The following is a 15,956-nucleotide window of genomic DNA, read 5'->3' as shown; positions in this document are numbered from 1 at the left end:
CAGCACTCTCTCAGCAGTATGAATTTGCCATTCAGCACGGAAATGGCACCGATCAGTGAGGAAGGAAGTCGTGAATCTGAAGAGATATGTTATTGCAGGGGGGCTTTCTATGGCTGTTCATGCTGTATTACTTATCACGACGGATGAAGCCCAAGTATTTGCCATGCCTGCTGGAAACCCAAATCCATCGGTTTCGATTAATCTGGTCGCGATGCCCAAACCTTCAGCCCCTGCCGAGCCGGTAACCAACCAACCGGTGCCACCTGAAGAGCGGGTAAAACCGGCGCCAGCTAAACCGAAAATCGAAAAAACCAAACCCGCACCCAAACCCAAAGTGGTGAAAAAGCCCGTTCCTGCAGCACAAGCAAAACAAGCTCCCACTAGCAGAACCGATACCGAAAAACTCGACACTACGCTGAATGAGCCCAAAAGCGAACCAACGCAGGCGAAACCAACCGCAGCCAGCCAAGGGGTCAGCAGTCAGCCTATTTTGGTCGACAAACCCGCTTTTGTGACGACGCCAGTACAACCTCGTTACCCACGAATCGCGCAAAAGAGGGGGATCGAAGGTACGGTGATGTATGAAATTTGGCTTGATGAACAAGGTAATCAGATCAAACAACAACTGCTCACCTCATCTGGCACCGCAATTTTGGATCAATCCGCTCTCGAAGCGATTAAGCAGTGGAAGTTTTCTCCACGCGTTCTCGATGGTGTGCCTGTGGCACACCGTGTTCATATCCCTGTTCGTTTCAAATTGGAAGGCTAATGGAATCGTTACAACAACTCCAACAACAACTTGGCTTAATGGCGTGGCCACTTTTCATTTGTTCAGCATTAACGGTGATGCTACTGGCTGAGCGCCTTTTCCAAGTGTTGCTTAGTTTAACCGTAGGCAAAGGTGCCATTCGCCAAGCACTGCAAAATGTTTCCCCTAACAACTCCACGCAGCTTGCAGAATTGACCGAACATTTCACGGGTAAACGTCCTGTACTTTATCGTGGTGTCGCCATGCTACTGGCTCATCATCAGTTTGAAAAATCCCTGCGTGAAGATGCCGCAGGCATCTGGTTACAGGAGCAACGTCACCAGTTTAATTCTGGGCTACGGTTGTTGACGCTGATTGGCGTGATCAGCCCTCTGCTTGGTCTGTTGGGTACAGTGCTTGGCCTAATTGAAATGTTTAAAGGTGTCGCCGCCACTACCGGAAGTATTACTCCGAACGTGTTAGCCGATGGTTTAGGGGTTGCAATGTACACCACCGCCGCAGGTTTGATGATAGCCGTACCAGCCGTAGCCGGGGCTCAATTGCTCAATCTGTGGGCGGATCGCACTATGGCGAAATTGGAACACTCGTTGAATTACGTCAACCTTTGGCTAGAAGGCATGACTCTCAATGCCCATGCTTCGATTTCCGTGGTCTCCCCCCAAGCTTTAACGGTGGAAGTCAATGATTAAATCTTCTACCAAACCTGCTGATTTAGGCTTAACCCCCGATCTCACTCCATTGCTCGACATCATTTTCATCGTAATGGTGTTTTTATTGCTGACAGCTTCAGTACGTTTGGAATCTTTAGATGTGGCTCTACCTACGACTGACTCTCCAGTGGTGAGCGACGTAAATAAAGAATCTATCACGATCAATATCTTAGCTACCGAGCCTTATTGGGCGATCGATGGGAAAACTTACCTTGATTGGCACAACTTCTCATTGGCGCTGCTTGAAGCCGTACAAAGCAATCAACGACCCATTGTGATTGCTGCTGACCAAAGTGCAGAAGTTCAACAGTTGGTCAAACTGCTGAGCTTTTTACAAGAACATGGCATTCCAGCAACTCAGTTGCTGACGGATACTCCTCACTCTTAATGGAAACAAGATGAAACTTACTCAATCCTTCGTTGTGTTGCTAGCCTGCTGTACATCGGGTATCGGCGTGGCTCAAGAAAGAATCGTCAGTGCAGGCAGCGCCGTCACTGAGCTGATGTTAGCTCTCGGGGCTGAAAAACAGTTGGTCGCCGTAGATGTGACTAGCGAAGTTCCAGATTCACTTAGCCTGCCAACGATCGGTTATCACCGTCGTCTAGCGGCGGAAGGTTTACTGGCTTTAAACCCTACTCAATTGATCGGCTCTGATGAGATGGGACCAGAAACGGCATTGCAACAACTGCGTAGTGCTGGCATCCAAGTGAATATCATTAATAGTGAGGCTACGGCGCAAGGTTTATTGAACCGTATTGATCACATTGCTCAGCTCACGAAAACCGATGATGTCACGACACAGCATTTAAAAGAAACCGTGCAACAACAGATCACCGCCTTGCAAACCAAACAACCTACCGCAGCCAAGAAGGTTTTGTTTTTACTGCTGCACGAAGGGAGGGCAGCGAATGTAGCAGGCAGCGATACGGTACCAGACACGATAATTCGCTTGGCTGGTGCTAAAAACCCAGCAGAGATGCTCGTTTCTTACAAACCGCTTTCAATGGAATCGATGATTGAAATGCAACCGGATATGGTCTTAGTCAGTGGCCGTAGCTTAGAAAAGCTGGGCGGAACAGAGGCCGTATTGAAAGCGGTTCCTATGTTGGCCGCCACGCCTGCCGGCAAGAACAAAAACATCGTGGCGATTGATGGCCATGCCCTCGTCGGAGGGTTGGGATTGAAAAGTTTACAAGAAGCAAAACGTATTCAAGACCTGCTTTACCCTTGAGGCTCCCAGTGTTAAGACCATTCTCTTTTGTCATCACCACAAGTTTTCTGCTATTGGCGGTGCTGTTTTCCGGGCTCTACTCCATTACCGTTGGCCCAATGAACATCACCATCACCGACAGTATTCAAAGCTTACTTTTTCGTTCCGATCAGCTCGCGGGCGCCGTTCATTTGGTGATTCACGATATTCGTTTACCACGAACACTGCTGTGTTTACTGGTCGGCGCTATTCTGGCGCTCTGCGGCACAGCAATGCAGGGGTTATTTCGTAACCCGTTAGCAGAACCTGGAATTATTGGTGTCTCTTCAGGTGCATCTCTCGGTGCCGCGCTCGCTATCGTTTTATTGAGTGAATTGACGTTCGAGTTCGCTTGGTTAAATAGCTTAGTGTTACCTCTCGCCGCCTTTCTCGGGGGCGCAATAACCACCGTATTAGTCTATCGTCTTGGTACCTCGAAATTTGGCACCTCAGTGACCATCATGTTACTTGCGGGGGTTGCAATATCGGCTCTTGCCGGTGCAGGAATTGGCTATCTCAACTATTTAGCTAGTGATCAAATGCTACGTGATTTAACACTTTGGTCGATGGGTTCCATGGCTGGTGCAAGCACATCTAGCATTGTGCTCAGTGGCATCACGTTATTCATTCTGTTTGGTTATTTTCGTTGGCGAGCCATGGCACTCAACGCCCTACTCCTTGGCGAAGCAGAAGCGCGTCATCTTGGTGTGCCAGTACAAAAACTCAAACGAGAGATGATTATCTTATCGGCCATGGGAGTCGGGATTGCGGTTAGCGCAGCAGGAATGATTGGCTTTGTCGGCTTAGTGGTACCGCATATTGGCCGAATGTTAGTTGGACCCGATCATCGTAACTTGATCCCGATATCGACGCTGCTTGGCGCACTGATGTTAACTCTCGCGGACATGGTCGCGCGCGTGGCGGTTGCTCCTGCCGAATTACCGATTGGTATCGTCACGGCACTGGTTGGCGCGCCTTTCTTTTTATACCTGTTATTTCAACAAAAAGGGCGCATTTTCTGATGCACACAATTGCAATCCAAGGCTCAGACCTTTGTGTGGCTTACGGTTCACGCTCGGTACTCGACCATGTCGATATCACTTTACGTCGTGGTGAAGTCGCGGCATTGCTTGGCCCAAACGGAGCAGGAAAAAGCACCTTACTAAAGTTACTCTGTGGAGAAATGAGAGGTGCGGGTTCGCTGCATTATTTTGGTATTCCAGCTCAGAATTGGCCTGCAGAAAAATTAGCGACCCACTTAGGTATTTTGCCTCAACAAAGCTCGTTAAGTTTTCCGTTCACCGCGCAGGAAGTCGTTGAACTTGGCGCGATCCCTCTCAATTTACCTCGTAAGGAAGTCGAGAAAGTGGCGAGGCATTACATGCAAAAAACCGAGGTGTTGCATCTTGCCCATAGTCTCTATCCAGCCCTCTCTGGCGGTGAAAAACAACGTTTGCATTTAGCTCGCGTGTTAACTCAACTTCACCAAGCCGGAGAACAACGGATTTTGATGCTTGATGAACCAACCTCGGCACTCGATCTGGCACACCAACACAATACTCTCCAACTGGCACGCCAATTAGCCGATGAAGAAGCTTGTGCGGTGGTCGTGGTATTGCATGATCTCAATCTTGCAGCGCAATATGCCGATCGACTAATCTTGCTCCACCAAGGAAAAATTGTGTGTGATGCCGCGCCATGGCAAGCACTTACATCGGAACGCATTGAAAGTGTGTATGGCTACCGAGCTCTCGTTGCGGCACACCCTACCCGAGATTTCCCTATGGTTTATCCGGCATGATATCCAATGAAAAGCTCACATAATCACGTAGGTATTTAAACACGAGATCAGCAGAGTCGTTCAGATAGCTTTCGAGTAAGGCACCCAGCTAAATAGAGCCGCTAAGTAGGATACTTAGCGGTTTTCACATCGATATAAGCTGTTGAGTTAGTGGTGAGCTGACTCAGTTCACCATGCTAACCAGAGAACGGCCAAGCAGCCATTCCACTTCTTTCTGGCTCTCTTGACCAAACTTCTCTTCTGTCATTTTATACAGGCGGCTCACCCCTTTATGGGCAAAATCATGAGCACGTTCAGCGGTCACAATATGGTGAAATAAGAGGCGTAAAATCGCTACAAACTCTGATTTCTCCATAGCGGCTAGCCAACTGGCACGGAATGCACCGATATCATGCTCGAAATCGAGGTACTCCATGAACATTTTAAAAATCCGCCCATCAAGAGCAGAAGCAAAATCGGTTTTCTTAGGGAAATGATGACTGATCCCCGTTCGTGAAACTCCGGTTTGCTGGCTGAGTGTGGTGTAAGACATCTTGTCATAACCCAGTCGAAGCAACTGGTCGACAACCGCATCCATAATCGTCTGAATCGTCACTTCAGTATCTTCTTTACTACGCTTAGGCATGGTCAGGCTCTTTTCTAACGTCAATTCTTTGTCTGTTTTACAGCAAGGAAACTCAATAGTTATTTTTCAAATGATCGGGGCGAAGGCAAAGAGGGAGCGAGTCGATCACTGTTTGACTTGCCCTTTCAATACTAGTCACTCGATAAGTGAATTCACTCTTTTGCATAAGCCTTTGTTACTTTTTTGAACAAGGTCACTTGTCCAAATCGATCATCACACTAAATCATATTTTGGTTAGCAAATAATCCAACAAACTATTGAGCGTGACAATGAACTGGTCGAAATTCTGACAATTTTCCGACACTTGGAACTCCAAATTACCGGAGAAGATCACATTAGTCCGTATCTGAGCGACCCAACAAAGCTTTTGTTAATGAAAAATCTTGTCACATATTCCGCTCTAAATTTCTTCCCAAGCCACAGACCATTTTTGTGGCATAAGCAAGGAGAGAAGTCTAAAATGGCCACATTATTAGTAAGAGGATTAGGGTATGAGTAACCAAACCTGTGTCGAAAATGAAGTATGTGAAGCCTGTGGTTGTGCAGGTGAAATCGGCTTTATCATTCGTGAAGGTGACGATGTCGCTGAAGTTTCTTTATTTGGCTCCGATAAAGCACATCTGGAAGGAAAACTGGCTGAGTACGTTGCCCTAGCAAAACAAGTGTGCGCCAACGTGGAATATGAAGTTGCCCCGGCAGAGAGCGATGCCACTGAGTTACACGCTCGTTTTAAATTTGAAGTCAGTGCTGAAAAGCTGATTTTTGAACTGAAAACCCGAGCGTTAGCTCGCTAAGAGCAAAGTACAATTCGAAGCGGGCTATATGCCCGCTTTTGTTTACCCGCGCAAGAAATCAATCATATTCTGGATAAAGCTTATCCCCCCTCTCGCCGATACTGTTTATACTTGCCAAACTCGTTATCTAGAATGAACCGTCATCAATGATATTCCGTATTATCGCGCTCTCTTTTGCACTGATTGCTGGTTACTCACACGCGGTTGCCCTTGATCTATACATGGTGCTCAATCATTTGGATAACTATGGCAACCTTGATTTACGTGGCAAACCTTACACTTCCCTGCCTGATAATTTTCACATCAAAGGCAATCTCAATATCGCCAAAACGGCTATGAAATCCCTCCCGAAAGGGATCATGATCGATGGCAGTCTTGATGCTTCGAACAGTCTGTTAGAAAAAATCCCTCGAGGAACCAAAATCAAAGGTTATGCCAATTTACTTGGTACTAAAATCCAGTCTTGGCCATCGGGAATAACCGTCGGGGGTACCTTAATTTTACCGATACTCCGTTAATCAGTTTGCCTCCACGTTTGACGGTGAAAGGGGATTTAAGTGTGATTCGCACCCCGCTCACCGAACTGCCAGATGGGGTGGTAATTGAAGGTAATTTGTATATTGGTGGCTCCAAAATCACTCAGTTTCCCGATACGATGACGGTCAACGGCAATATTTTCCTTGGTGGAAACCAAATCAGCAAATGGCCAACAAAATTAACGCTAGGTGGCGCAGTCGCCCGTTAATCAGTGGGGTTTATTGACCATAAAAAAGAGGAGCAAAAAGCTCCTCTTTGTGTTTATCGTCAAACCATCACACCTTTTCGGGCGCAATATGATTGCGGACAGGGTTTGCATAGGCGTTCAACAGATATTGATGCGCTGCCTCTGGCAAGTGAGCCAATTTTGCCTGTAACACAGCGCGCACTTCTTGCGTAATGTCTTTATCGTCTTGCCCAGCCGCTAAACGGTTGATCGGGAACAGCACATAGTTCTGGTGGATCTGCCGGTCGATCTCTTGCGCTAACGCTTCTGGGGTTTCGAAAGGCTGCGCGATCACGTCACCAAACGCGACATGCACACGGCCTTTATCACCCACAATGCCTTGGATGATGCTTTCAATATCTTCGAATTCACCTTTTTCGTAACGGCCTTGCGTGGCTTTCTCGTACAGCTCGCGCGCTTTTGCGATGTCACAAGGATCGTTTTCATATGAGATCGATACAGGCACAATCTTCAAAGAGCGCATGTAGTCCGCAAACTCAATTTTTTGACGACGTCCTTCAACGTGGAACATTTTCAAGATCGCAGGATCGGTTTGGTCGTTACCATCTTTGGCACGCCCCTCTTTTTGAGCGATCCAAATGGAATGGCCTGTCTCCAGTGAATGCTTGATGTAAGCCGACAGAGTACCGAGAGCTTTCATCATTTCTCGTGGACCTTTTGCAGAGCGTTTCACAATAAAGCTTTTGTTCAAGCGCATCAGCTCTGTCGCACAAGGCTTTTTCAACAGGTTATCGCCAATCGCAATCCTTACAGTGCGGTGACCTGCCATATATAAGCCGTAATTGACCAAAGCAGGATCCATTGCAATGTCACGGTGGTTACAAATAAATAAGTAAGCTTGATCTTTGCTTAACTTCTCCAAACCACTGTAACTCACCCCGTTGGTGGTCTGCTCCAGCGTTTGGTCTAGGTATTTTTTCACCTCAAGCTGAATGGCTTCGACGCTGTCTAGCTTCGCCCATTTCCGTTTAAGGTACAGTTTCACTAGCGGTGCCATTAAGGTACGCAGTAAAGCAGAATGATGTTTGAAACGATGTTGTAAAATCGCCGAGATAAACTCTTGGTCATTGATCAGACGAGAGAGTGCAGCCGGAATCTCGTCATCATTGTAAGGACGAATATCAATATAAGGATCAGTTGTTGAGGTCATAGGTTTGTACATCAGATAAAAAGCTGGCCTATTCTACGCATACTTAGCCATGCTATCAGCAAGGATGTCTAAGGTCAGACCAGAGTAATGTATCCCAAAATAACGGGAATTGGCTTTTGATGCGATAAGCGTTAATCTTAGCGCCCTTAAAATTCCCGAGGCATCTTATGAACTACGCTATTCAGTCTGAAACGCGCCATTATCCCTACCTTGAGGTAACGGCACGTAAACGTACGCTAAAACACAGCCTGATCCGCGTTGAGCAAGGTTTATTGCTCTGTCGACTCGGAAAACACGAGTATGCCGTGGAATGCGGACAAACGCTTTGGATTCCTTTCGACTGCTTGTGTGGCCTCACATTTTTTCCTGATACGCAGATCACTCGCGTTGATTTTTCACTGCGTTTAAACACTCGCTTCCCGCACAACGCAGGATTAATCAAATGCTCCGAGCTTGCGCTTGCCCTACTGCATCGCTTACAAAGTTGTGAGCGCAACCACCCTGCGTTTACTCATCTCACCCAATTGCTCATGCTTGAGCTGACCACTTGTGACCCAAAACTGAAGATGTCGCCACTCACCCAAGCCATCGCGGAATGGCAACCGCAAGCGCATGCGACTGTTAGCAAAGAACAACATGTGGTACTGCTAGTGCGTGAAGCGCTCAAACGCTCCCAATCCGGCGCTCAGACACACAGCATTATCGAGGAACTATTTTCCGGCAATGCCGAGCATTATCACCAGCTTTGTACGTTAGTTTTAGGACGAACACTATAAGTGCGCAGTTGCAAAAAATATCAATATAAATCAAATCATTATCACAAACCCCGTATAAAAGTGTGATCCCTAACTGGCTGAAGTGCCAAAACATAACTATAAATTTATTAATAACAATAACCCATAGTTATGAAAGGAATCACGATGAAATTCAGCCATAAAATTGTTGCTGCGTCGTCTGTACTTCTGCTTGCTACTGTTGCGCTGCTTTCGGGTAGCCAATACTTCAAAGTCCGAGATGAAATCCGCAGCATGGTTTCTGACAGTGTTGATGAGATTGTCGATGGCGTAAGTAAAACGACCGCCGAAGTCATCAATGGCAGAAAAAGTATCGCTCAATACGCCACTAGCTTGATTGAGAGCAATCCTGAACCCGATAGTGTGCGCACGATCATCTCGCAACCCTTGATCAAAAACACCTTCCTTTTAGTAGGATTTGGTTTAGAGAAAGATGGTTCGAATATCAATAACGACCCTAGTTGGAACCCAGGTCCGACTTGGGATCCACGTGTTCGTCCTTGGTATAAAGACGCCAAAAATGCCGGTAAATTAGTGATTACCGCACCTTACGCCGATTCCGCCAGCGGCGAAATTCTGGTTTCTGTCGCAACGCCAGTCAAAGACCGCACAACAGGGCAATTCCTCGGTTCCATCTTTTACGATGTCAGCTTGGCTGAACTCGCTGAACTGGTTAACGAAGTAAAACTGTTTGATGCGGGTTATGTCTTTATTGTGTCCAAAGATGGCACCACCATCGCTCACCCGAAAAAAGAGTTCAATGGCAAACCCATGTCAGAATTTTTGGGTGAAAGCAAAATCAATGTTGATACCCATCAAGTCATCATCAATGGTAAACCCTATGCGGTCAGCTTCTCCGATGTAGAGGGCGAAGATTGGTATGTCGGTGTGGTGATTGATGAAGAGATTGCTTACGCCGCGTTAGATGAACTACAAAGAAGTACGCTCATTTTCACTGTGATAGCCCTAGTGATCAGCGTGTTTGTTCTACTGTTTATCGTTCGTGTACTAATGAAACCTCTCGATACTCTTAACGACGCGATTCAAAACGTGGCTTCTGGTGAAGGTGACTTAACACAGCGTTTGAGCACCAATACCGATGAAGAGTTCGCCAAACTGGCGATTGGTTTTAATACCTTTACTGAAACGCTACAGAAGCAGTTGATCCAATCAAAAGCGATTGGTGCCGAGATCTTACGCGGTTCAGAATCCACATCAATGACGCTACAACAATCGGCAGAAGCGATGCGTTCTCAGCTTCATGAGTTGGAACAACTTGCCACTGCAATGCATGAAATGGCCACTACGTCATCAGATGTAGCCAATAATGCGCAAGGCGCTGCCTCTGCGGCAAAAGAAGCCGATGAAGCCGCGGCATCGGGAACCGACGTGGTGACCAAAACCACCAAAGCGATCGATACCCTTTCAGCCACCATCGATGCTGCCGTGGACGATGTGAAAGTGCTGGAAAGCGCGACCGCAAACATTGAAACCGTGCTGAAAGTGATTAACGACATCGCAGATCAAACCAACTTACTGGCGCTCAACGCAGCGATTGAAGCGGCGCGAGCCGGTGAATCTGGCCGCGGCTTTGCGGTAGTCGCCGATGAAGTTCGTACTCTGGCACAGCGTACTCAACAATCCACGACTGAAATTCGTAACATGATTGAGAAACTGCAATCTGGAGCCAATGCGGTTGCGGTTGCCATGAGCCACAGTAAAGATACGGCGACGAGTGCGGTCAACCAAGCGCAAGGCGCAAATGAAGCGTTAGAAAAAATCCGCCTTGCGATTCAGCAGATCAGCGATATGAACATTCAAATCGCCTCCGCTGCGGAAGAACAAAGCTTAGTTGCAGAAGAGATCAACAACAACACTGTCAAGATCAAAGACCTGTCGGATCAAGTTGCTGAATCTGCTGATGAAGCGAACATGTCGATGCAGATCCAAACGGAAAATATCCGCGAACAGGATGCAATCTTGAATAAATTCAAAGTGTAACCTTCACCAAAATGCAAAAACCTCCCAACGGGAGGTTTTTTTATCACTTCAAATCTGAACGGCTAAAACTCGACATCCAGATCCGTGTCAGCGACCGAGCAGCAAGCCAAAGCCATGCCCATCGAGCGTTCATGATCCATCAAAGCAGGAACTTTAGGCTGCTCCACTAAACCTGACTTTACTTTCACTTTACACGCACCACAAATGCCCGCACGGCAGCTATTGGGTATTTTCACCCCCGCGTCTTCGGCGTGCTCTAGCAAGGTTTTCTGATTATCCGCAGAGACTTGAATACCATTGAAACTGAGTTTCACATCTTTCTTCTCTCGCGGCGCTACGTGCACCGCACCGAAAGCTTCCTGATGATAAGCCGATTCGGCTACCCCTTGTTTGAGCAGCAAATTCTTAGCTTTTTGCATAAAGCCATCAGGGCCACACACAAACACTTGGCGAGCAGGAAGATCCGGAATGTGCTTAATGTGCGACAAGGCTAAACGACCATGCTCACCTTGCCACTCAGCCGAGGGTTGGGTTAATGCATAGATGAGCGTCAGCCCAGTATGTTGTTTTGCCAAGGCATCCAGCTCCGCTCGGCAAGGTATATCCTGCTCACTTCGGCATTGATGATAAAACACCACATCATCCACTTGGTTATGGTCAGCCAGATAACGCAGCATGGATAGCATTGGCGTAACACCACTGCCAGCCGAAAGCAGCAGCAAAGGCTGTGGCGCTGTAGTATCCAGATGGAAATGACCCGCCGGATGCTGCGCGGTCAAGGTCGTGCCAATCTGCAAACTCTCTTGTAACCAATTAGAAACTCGCCCGCCATCAATGCGTTTCACCGAAATCGCCAAACGTCCCGGACGCGATGGGCTAGAGGAAAGCGTGTAATAACGCTGTACAGACTCACCATCAATCACCATTTCAATCGGCAGATGTTGCCCCGGCAGATACTGAGGTGCGATGCCTTTGGCTGGCTCTAGCCAGAAAGTCACAAAATCGCGGGCAATTTCTTCGCGCTCAACACAAGTCAGTGTGAAGTGGCTGATACCTTGGTCTGGGTAAACTTCTTTCTCTTTGTATTCCAACACTTCAATCGGATCGCCCGCTCGAATCATTCCTTCATTCTTGGCAATCAAGTTTTGCCCGAAAAACACACCACCACGCTCATTAGCACGAAATTGAGAGAGAGTACGCAGCGGCTCTTTGGTTGGCCTAAACGCCCCTTTCTTCACTTCAACCGTGGTTAAAATACAGCGCTCACAAGGTTTGACGGCTTCAAACTCCACCTCACCGATACGGATACGCTTCCAACTGTCTTCGGTAAAGGGCTCTGTCCCAGAAACGACTAAATTGGTACGAAATTGATCCATCGAATGAAACTCAGGGCTGCGGCGGTTGAGTTCATCCAACGATGCTTGGCTGATCACCAACATCGGATATCCATCTGCAAAGCTGACATTGTGACCCACTTTTTCACGCACACGATTGGATTGCTCGCCGCTGTATAAGAGCTCAACACGAATCCCCAATACCTTACTAAACCAATCGTCTGCTTCATCGGTGGTGGTGTACGCGGTGAAATTATCCGCCCAAACTTGCGCGGGTACAGGTTGCAACTTGAAATCTGCATAACGGATGGTGAGAGAGGGATGACCTTGTGCGGAAAACAGCACACCGTCATGACGCAGCGCGGTTTTGATCAGCACCATTTGTGGAAATTTACGCGCCGTCACCATGCTTCCGTCAGACAGTGCCAACATAAAACGACGATCAAAGGTTAAGCCTTGCTTTTCTACCCAAGCGGACGACAGCGCCAGCCCACCTAACGATTTCACTGGAAAGACATTGATTTGAGATAAGAGTCCAGACGACATGGTGCTTCCTTTTGCTGTTGTCATTTGCGCAACATCATAGAACAAATCGTCACCTCAGACTAACACGTTGTTACAAATCAGGGTTCTGGTTTCTATTCAGATACCAAGGGCAAAACAGACCAAAACAAATAACACGTGAAATGGATTACACTTTCCACTATCATCCTGTCGCCTAAGCGGAAGCGTTTGCGCGACGCTTTAGGCTCCAATCATTTCATGCATTCATGGTGGGAGCACTCAATGACAACACTGACGATTACACGCCCAGACGACTGGCACGTTCACCTTCGCGATGGCGATGTACTTGCCGATACCGTACGCGACATCAGCCGTTATAACGGCCGCGCACTGATCATGCCGAATACTGTTCCCCCTGTAACCACCACCGAGATGGCCTTAGCCTATCGTGAGCGCATTATGGCCGCTCAGCCACAGCCGCACTTTGAACCTTTGATGGCACTTTACCTCACCGATAACACTTCACCTGAGGAAATTCGCAAAGCCAAAGCGTCCGGCAAAGTCGTTGCAGCCAAGCTTTACCCTGCCGGTGCGACCACCAACTCGGATTCAGGCGTCACTTCAGCCAAAAACATTTACCCTGTTCTGCAAGCGATGCAGGAAGTCGGCATGTTGCTTCTGGTACACGGTGAAGTCACCACGCACGAAGTCGACATTTTTGACCGTGAAAAGACCTTCCTAGACACCGTGCTTGCGCCGATCGTGAATGACTTCCCGCAACTGAAAATTGTGCTTGAGCACATCACCACCGCCGATGCTGTGACCTTTGTTCAGAAAGCAGGCGATAACGTTGCGGCGACCATTACTGCTCACCATTTGCTGTTTAACCGTAACCACATGCTGGTTGGCGGTATTCGCCCACATTTCTACTGCTTACCGATTCTAAAGCGTGCTACCCACCAACACGCGTTAGTGGCAGCGGCAACCTCAGGCAGCAAGAAATTCTTCCTAGGTACGGACTCTGCCCCGCACGCCAAAGGCCGCAAAGAAGCCGCTTGTGGCTGCGCAGGTTCTTACACAGCCCATGCCGCTCTTGAGCTGTATGCCGAAGTGTTTGAAAAAGAAGGCAAGCTCGAAAATCTGGAAGCCTTTGCCAGCTTTAATGGCCCTGACTTCTACGGCCTGCCTCGCAACCAAGAGACCGTCACGCTCACCAAGCAAGCATGGCCAGTTGCGGAAAGCATGCCGTTTGGCAGCGATATCGTGGTGCCAATCCGCGCCGGTGAAAACATCGAGTGGGCTGTGCAATAAGCTCAGTCCAGTGACATCAAAGGAGAGGTTCGCCTCTCCTTTTTCATTCTTTATTACGCGACTTTAGATCTGCCGATGCTGTTTCCGATAATCGCTCGGCGTCATCCCTGTTACTCGTGAGAATTCGCGGTTGAAATTCGATTTGGTCTGAAAACCCGAGTTCATAAAAATCTGAGTGATGGAATCTTCACTCTTGGTGAGCGCCTGCAACGCATGATCAATTCGGTATTCATTAATCAACTTGGAAATGTTCTTTTGATGCACTTGGTTAACCGCCGCCGAAATCTGTTTCGCGGGAATACCTAACTTGCGTGACAGCTTAGATAAGGTCAGCTCAGGATCTAAGTAGTGAGTTTTCGCCCTCATTTGCCGATCAAACAAGGCCACAATCTCTTGTGCTCGTGCTTCTGGCATCCCCTCATCGGTTAGCGTTTCTTTCTCTTCATGCGAGGTCGCCAGTTCCGAATTAGCGACTTCATCAGTGCTGGATGTACTCACACCAACCACAATCACGGCGAAGGCCAAAACAGGGATCAGTACCACATGCCCAACGGTCAAAATATACAGCGAAAAACGCCCTTGGTTGTAGATGAAATCGAGAGACATCGCGCTATCGATCAATGCAGAAAACAGCAGCATCCAACCTGCGATATTTTCAGCCCGTTTGACGTTTTCCCAATGGTTAAACGCGACATAGATTCGTAACGCATCTTGTGAGGAATAACGCACCAACGAAATCCCGTAAAACAGATAAATCGCGGTCAGAGTTTCATCCAGAGGTAGCGACCAAAATGGCTGAGCCAACAAGCTCACCAACACCAGAGTTGGGCCAAATAAGTGCTTATAACAACGCGACAGGCCTTTTTCATGGGTGCGAGTAAAGGTACACCACGCAGCAACAGGAATGAGGGAAGCTAAAATAGGTTGTGCCATGCGCAGTGCGGGCCAATCGACCGTCCAACGTAACCCAACCACAGCCGTGGTTGCCGCACACAACACTAAAAACAGACAAGCACTTTTCGCCTGCTCAGCCAATCGCAAGTAGAGCGTCACCGCCAATAACAGCAGCATCAGCGAAACCACGAAGGGCACTGGAATCATCAACATATCTTTCCCTGAAAAAGTAAACGAGAGACCGCATTGAACGGTCTGATTACGCCACAGCTTAGACTAATACCCGTTCAAGTACGTCCTCAAACCCGTTTTAGGACGTTTTTCGCCACAGATTGCCCCACCATTCTCTGTGCCAATTCCCAACATGAGAAACGCACATGACACCTTTACTGACCGCCTATTTGCAGGCGTGGAAACAATACTTTGATTTTTCAGGGCAAACAACCAGAGACGATTTTTGGTGGTTCATGCTCACTCATCTACTGGTCACATTGACGGTGATCGGCGTGGAGATCGCCACAAACAACCCAGGCTGGTTAGATCTGTTTTACAGCCTCATCAGCTTTATCCCGATGCTCGCCATCTTAGTTCGGCGTTTGCATGATACCCAACGCTCCGGATGGTGGGCATGGGTATTTGTGATCCCCGTGATTGGCCCTTTCTGGCTAATTTACTTACTGGTTCAGCCCTCTTCCTCTCACTTCACCGATAAGGCGCTTTTATCATGAGAACTCTATTAGTTTTACTGCTGGTTTCAATGGCGAATCTTGCTTCGGCGGATCCTCTTAAGCTCAATGGCAACTTACCCGAGCAAACCATTGGCCTACTGACCATCACGAAAATGACCCAAGGGCAGCTTCTTTGGTTAAAGGGGCGAGTGGGTGAAGGAAAATATCAAGCCAAAAATGCGCAAGGACAAGAGTGTTCGATAGAAGTGCCAGTCGCGATTGGCAGCTTTTCACAAGCCAATATTGGTATTCACTCGACTCAAGGTTTGATGATTGCGATCACCAATCCACGCTTGAGTGAAGCGATACTCGAAGGGCAGAAAATTCACAGCGATGATTGGGTATTTGGCACAAAAGAAGAGCGTAAAAAGGTGGATGGCTACATTGTGAGTAGCATTGCTGCCGATGAAGGCTTCATCCTCAATTCCCGTCGGCGTTGGATTTCTTGGCTGCTTGATGCTGAGCCACAGGTGATCTGCAGCGCTGAAGTGGCCAATCACAGCTAAG

Annotated in this window: 16 protein-coding genes and 1 pseudogene; 13 read left to right on the top strand and 4 right to left on the bottom strand. The window is 47.9% G+C overall.

The window, feature by feature from the left end; translation table 11 throughout:
* Window positions 1-70: 70 nt before the first annotated feature.
* Genes EPB59_RS17385 through EPB59_RS17360 form a run of 6 tightly spaced genes read left to right on the top strand, consistent with a single transcriptional unit; the run spans window position 71 to window position 4,530 of the window.
* Complete coding sequence (locus EPB59_RS17385; RefSeq protein ID WP_154174076.1) at window positions 71-769, top strand: TonB family protein; 699 nt, start codon at window positions 71-73, stop codon at window positions 767-769.
* Entirely contained in the window at window positions 769-1,458 is a 690-nt protein-coding gene (locus tag EPB59_RS17380; protein ID WP_055050349.1) for a MotA/TolQ/ExbB proton channel family protein, read from the top strand. Before EPB59_RS17385 ends, EPB59_RS17380 begins: the two co-directional genes overlap by 1 nt.
* Window positions 1,451-1,867, top strand: coding sequence for an ExbD/TolR family protein (locus EPB59_RS17375; protein ID WP_055050348.1), 417 nt, complete (start codon window positions 1,451-1,453; stop codon window positions 1,865-1,867). Before EPB59_RS17380 ends, EPB59_RS17375 begins: the two co-directional genes overlap by 8 nt.
* 10 nt (window positions 1,868-1,877) lie before the next feature.
* Entirely contained in the window at window positions 1,878-2,711 is an 834-nt protein-coding gene (locus EPB59_RS17370) for a heme/hemin ABC transporter substrate-binding protein (protein WP_055050347.1), read from the top strand.
* 8 nt (window positions 2,712-2,719) lie between these two features.
* The gene (locus EPB59_RS17365) at window positions 2,720-3,751 is read left to right on the top strand and encodes a FecCD family ABC transporter permease (RefSeq protein WP_154174074.1); all 1,032 of its coding nucleotides are present in this window, start codon (window positions 2,720-2,722) and stop codon (window positions 3,749-3,751) included.
* A complete protein-coding gene (locus tag EPB59_RS17360) occupies window positions 3,751-4,530 on the top strand; it encodes a heme ABC transporter ATP-binding protein (RefSeq protein WP_154174072.1) in 780 nt (259 codons plus the stop codon). The genes EPB59_RS17365 and EPB59_RS17360 overlap by 1 nt, the downstream gene beginning before the upstream one ends.
* 163 nt (window positions 4,531-4,693) lie before the next feature.
* Here the strand turns inward: EPB59_RS17360 and EPB59_RS17355 are convergent, their stop codons facing one another.
* Complete coding sequence (locus EPB59_RS17355; protein ID WP_195707137.1) at window positions 4,694-5,155, bottom strand: TetR family transcriptional regulator; 462 nt, start codon at window positions 5,153-5,155, stop codon at window positions 4,694-4,696.
* A 491-nt stretch (window positions 5,156-5,646) separates the two neighbouring features.
* On the opposite strand from EPB59_RS17355, the gene EPB59_RS17350 reads away from it, so the two are divergent.
* Window positions 5,647-5,949, top strand: coding sequence for a YfcZ/YiiS family protein (locus EPB59_RS17350; RefSeq protein ID WP_055027347.1), 303 nt, complete (start codon window positions 5,647-5,649; stop codon window positions 5,947-5,949).
* Between the two features lie 146 nt (window positions 5,950-6,095).
* Window positions 6,096-6,694, top strand: a pseudogene (locus tag EPB59_RS17345) (hypothetical protein).
* Between the two features lie 67 nt (window positions 6,695-6,761).
* Here the strand turns inward: EPB59_RS17345 and EPB59_RS17340 are convergent.
* A complete protein-coding gene (locus EPB59_RS17340; protein ID WP_195707136.1) occupies window positions 6,762-7,883 on the bottom strand; it encodes a 1-acyl-sn-glycerol-3-phosphate acyltransferase in 1,122 nt (373 codons plus the stop codon).
* A 167-nt stretch (window positions 7,884-8,050) separates the two neighbouring features.
* On the opposite strand from EPB59_RS17340, the gene EPB59_RS17335 reads away from it, so the two are divergent.
* The gene (locus tag EPB59_RS17335) at window positions 8,051-8,659 is read left to right on the top strand and encodes a hypothetical protein (RefSeq protein ID WP_055031431.1); all 609 of its coding nucleotides are present in this window, start codon (window positions 8,051-8,053) and stop codon (window positions 8,657-8,659) included.
* A 144-nt stretch (window positions 8,660-8,803) separates the two neighbouring features.
* Complete coding sequence (mlp37, locus tag EPB59_RS17330; RefSeq protein ID WP_055064739.1) at window positions 8,804-10,678, top strand: methyl-accepting chemotaxis protein Mlp37; 1,875 nt, start codon at window positions 8,804-8,806, stop codon at window positions 10,676-10,678.
* 62 nt (window positions 10,679-10,740) lie between these two features.
* Here the strand turns inward: mlp37 and EPB59_RS17325 are convergent, their stop codons facing one another.
* A complete protein-coding gene (locus EPB59_RS17325; protein WP_154174066.1) occupies window positions 10,741-12,558 on the bottom strand; it encodes a hybrid-cluster NAD(P)-dependent oxidoreductase in 1,818 nt (605 codons plus the stop codon).
* Between the two features lie 240 nt (window positions 12,559-12,798).
* Between EPB59_RS17325 and pyrC the strand changes: the two genes are divergently transcribed.
* Window positions 12,799-13,827, top strand: a complete 1,029-nt coding sequence (pyrC, locus tag EPB59_RS17320) for a dihydroorotase (protein ID WP_154174064.1) — start codon at window positions 12,799-12,801, stop codon at window positions 13,825-13,827.
* A gap of 63 nt (window positions 13,828-13,890) precedes the next feature.
* Here the strand turns inward: pyrC and EPB59_RS17315 are convergent, their stop codons facing one another.
* Window positions 13,891-14,934: a helix-turn-helix domain-containing protein gene (locus tag EPB59_RS17315; protein ID WP_154174062.1), complete on the bottom strand. Its 1,044-nt coding sequence runs from the start codon at window positions 14,932-14,934 to the stop codon at window positions 13,891-13,893.
* A 164-nt stretch (window positions 14,935-15,098) separates the two neighbouring features.
* Here EPB59_RS17315 and EPB59_RS17310 point away from each other — a divergent pair, with 164 nt between their 5' ends.
* Together EPB59_RS17310 and EPB59_RS17305 are read left to right on the top strand one after the other, a co-directional pair.
* Window positions 15,099-15,449 carry a DUF805 domain-containing protein gene (locus tag EPB59_RS17310; RefSeq protein WP_154174060.1) on the top strand — a complete coding sequence of 117 codons (351 nt, stop codon included), beginning with the start codon at window positions 15,099-15,101 and terminating at the stop codon, window positions 15,447-15,449.
* Window positions 15,446-15,955, top strand: coding sequence for a hypothetical protein (locus tag EPB59_RS17305; RefSeq protein ID WP_154174058.1), 510 nt, complete (start codon window positions 15,446-15,448; stop codon window positions 15,953-15,955). Before EPB59_RS17310 ends, EPB59_RS17305 begins: the two co-directional genes overlap by 4 nt.
* Window position 15,956 lies beyond the last annotated feature (1 nt).

Source organism: Vibrio metoecus (assembly GCF_009665255.1).
GTDB classification, from domain to species: Bacteria; Pseudomonadota; Gammaproteobacteria; order Enterobacterales; family Vibrionaceae; genus Vibrio; species Vibrio metoecus_B.
Note: the sequence above shows the minus strand (reverse complement) of the source record. Positions and strands in the feature narration are given on the sequence as shown.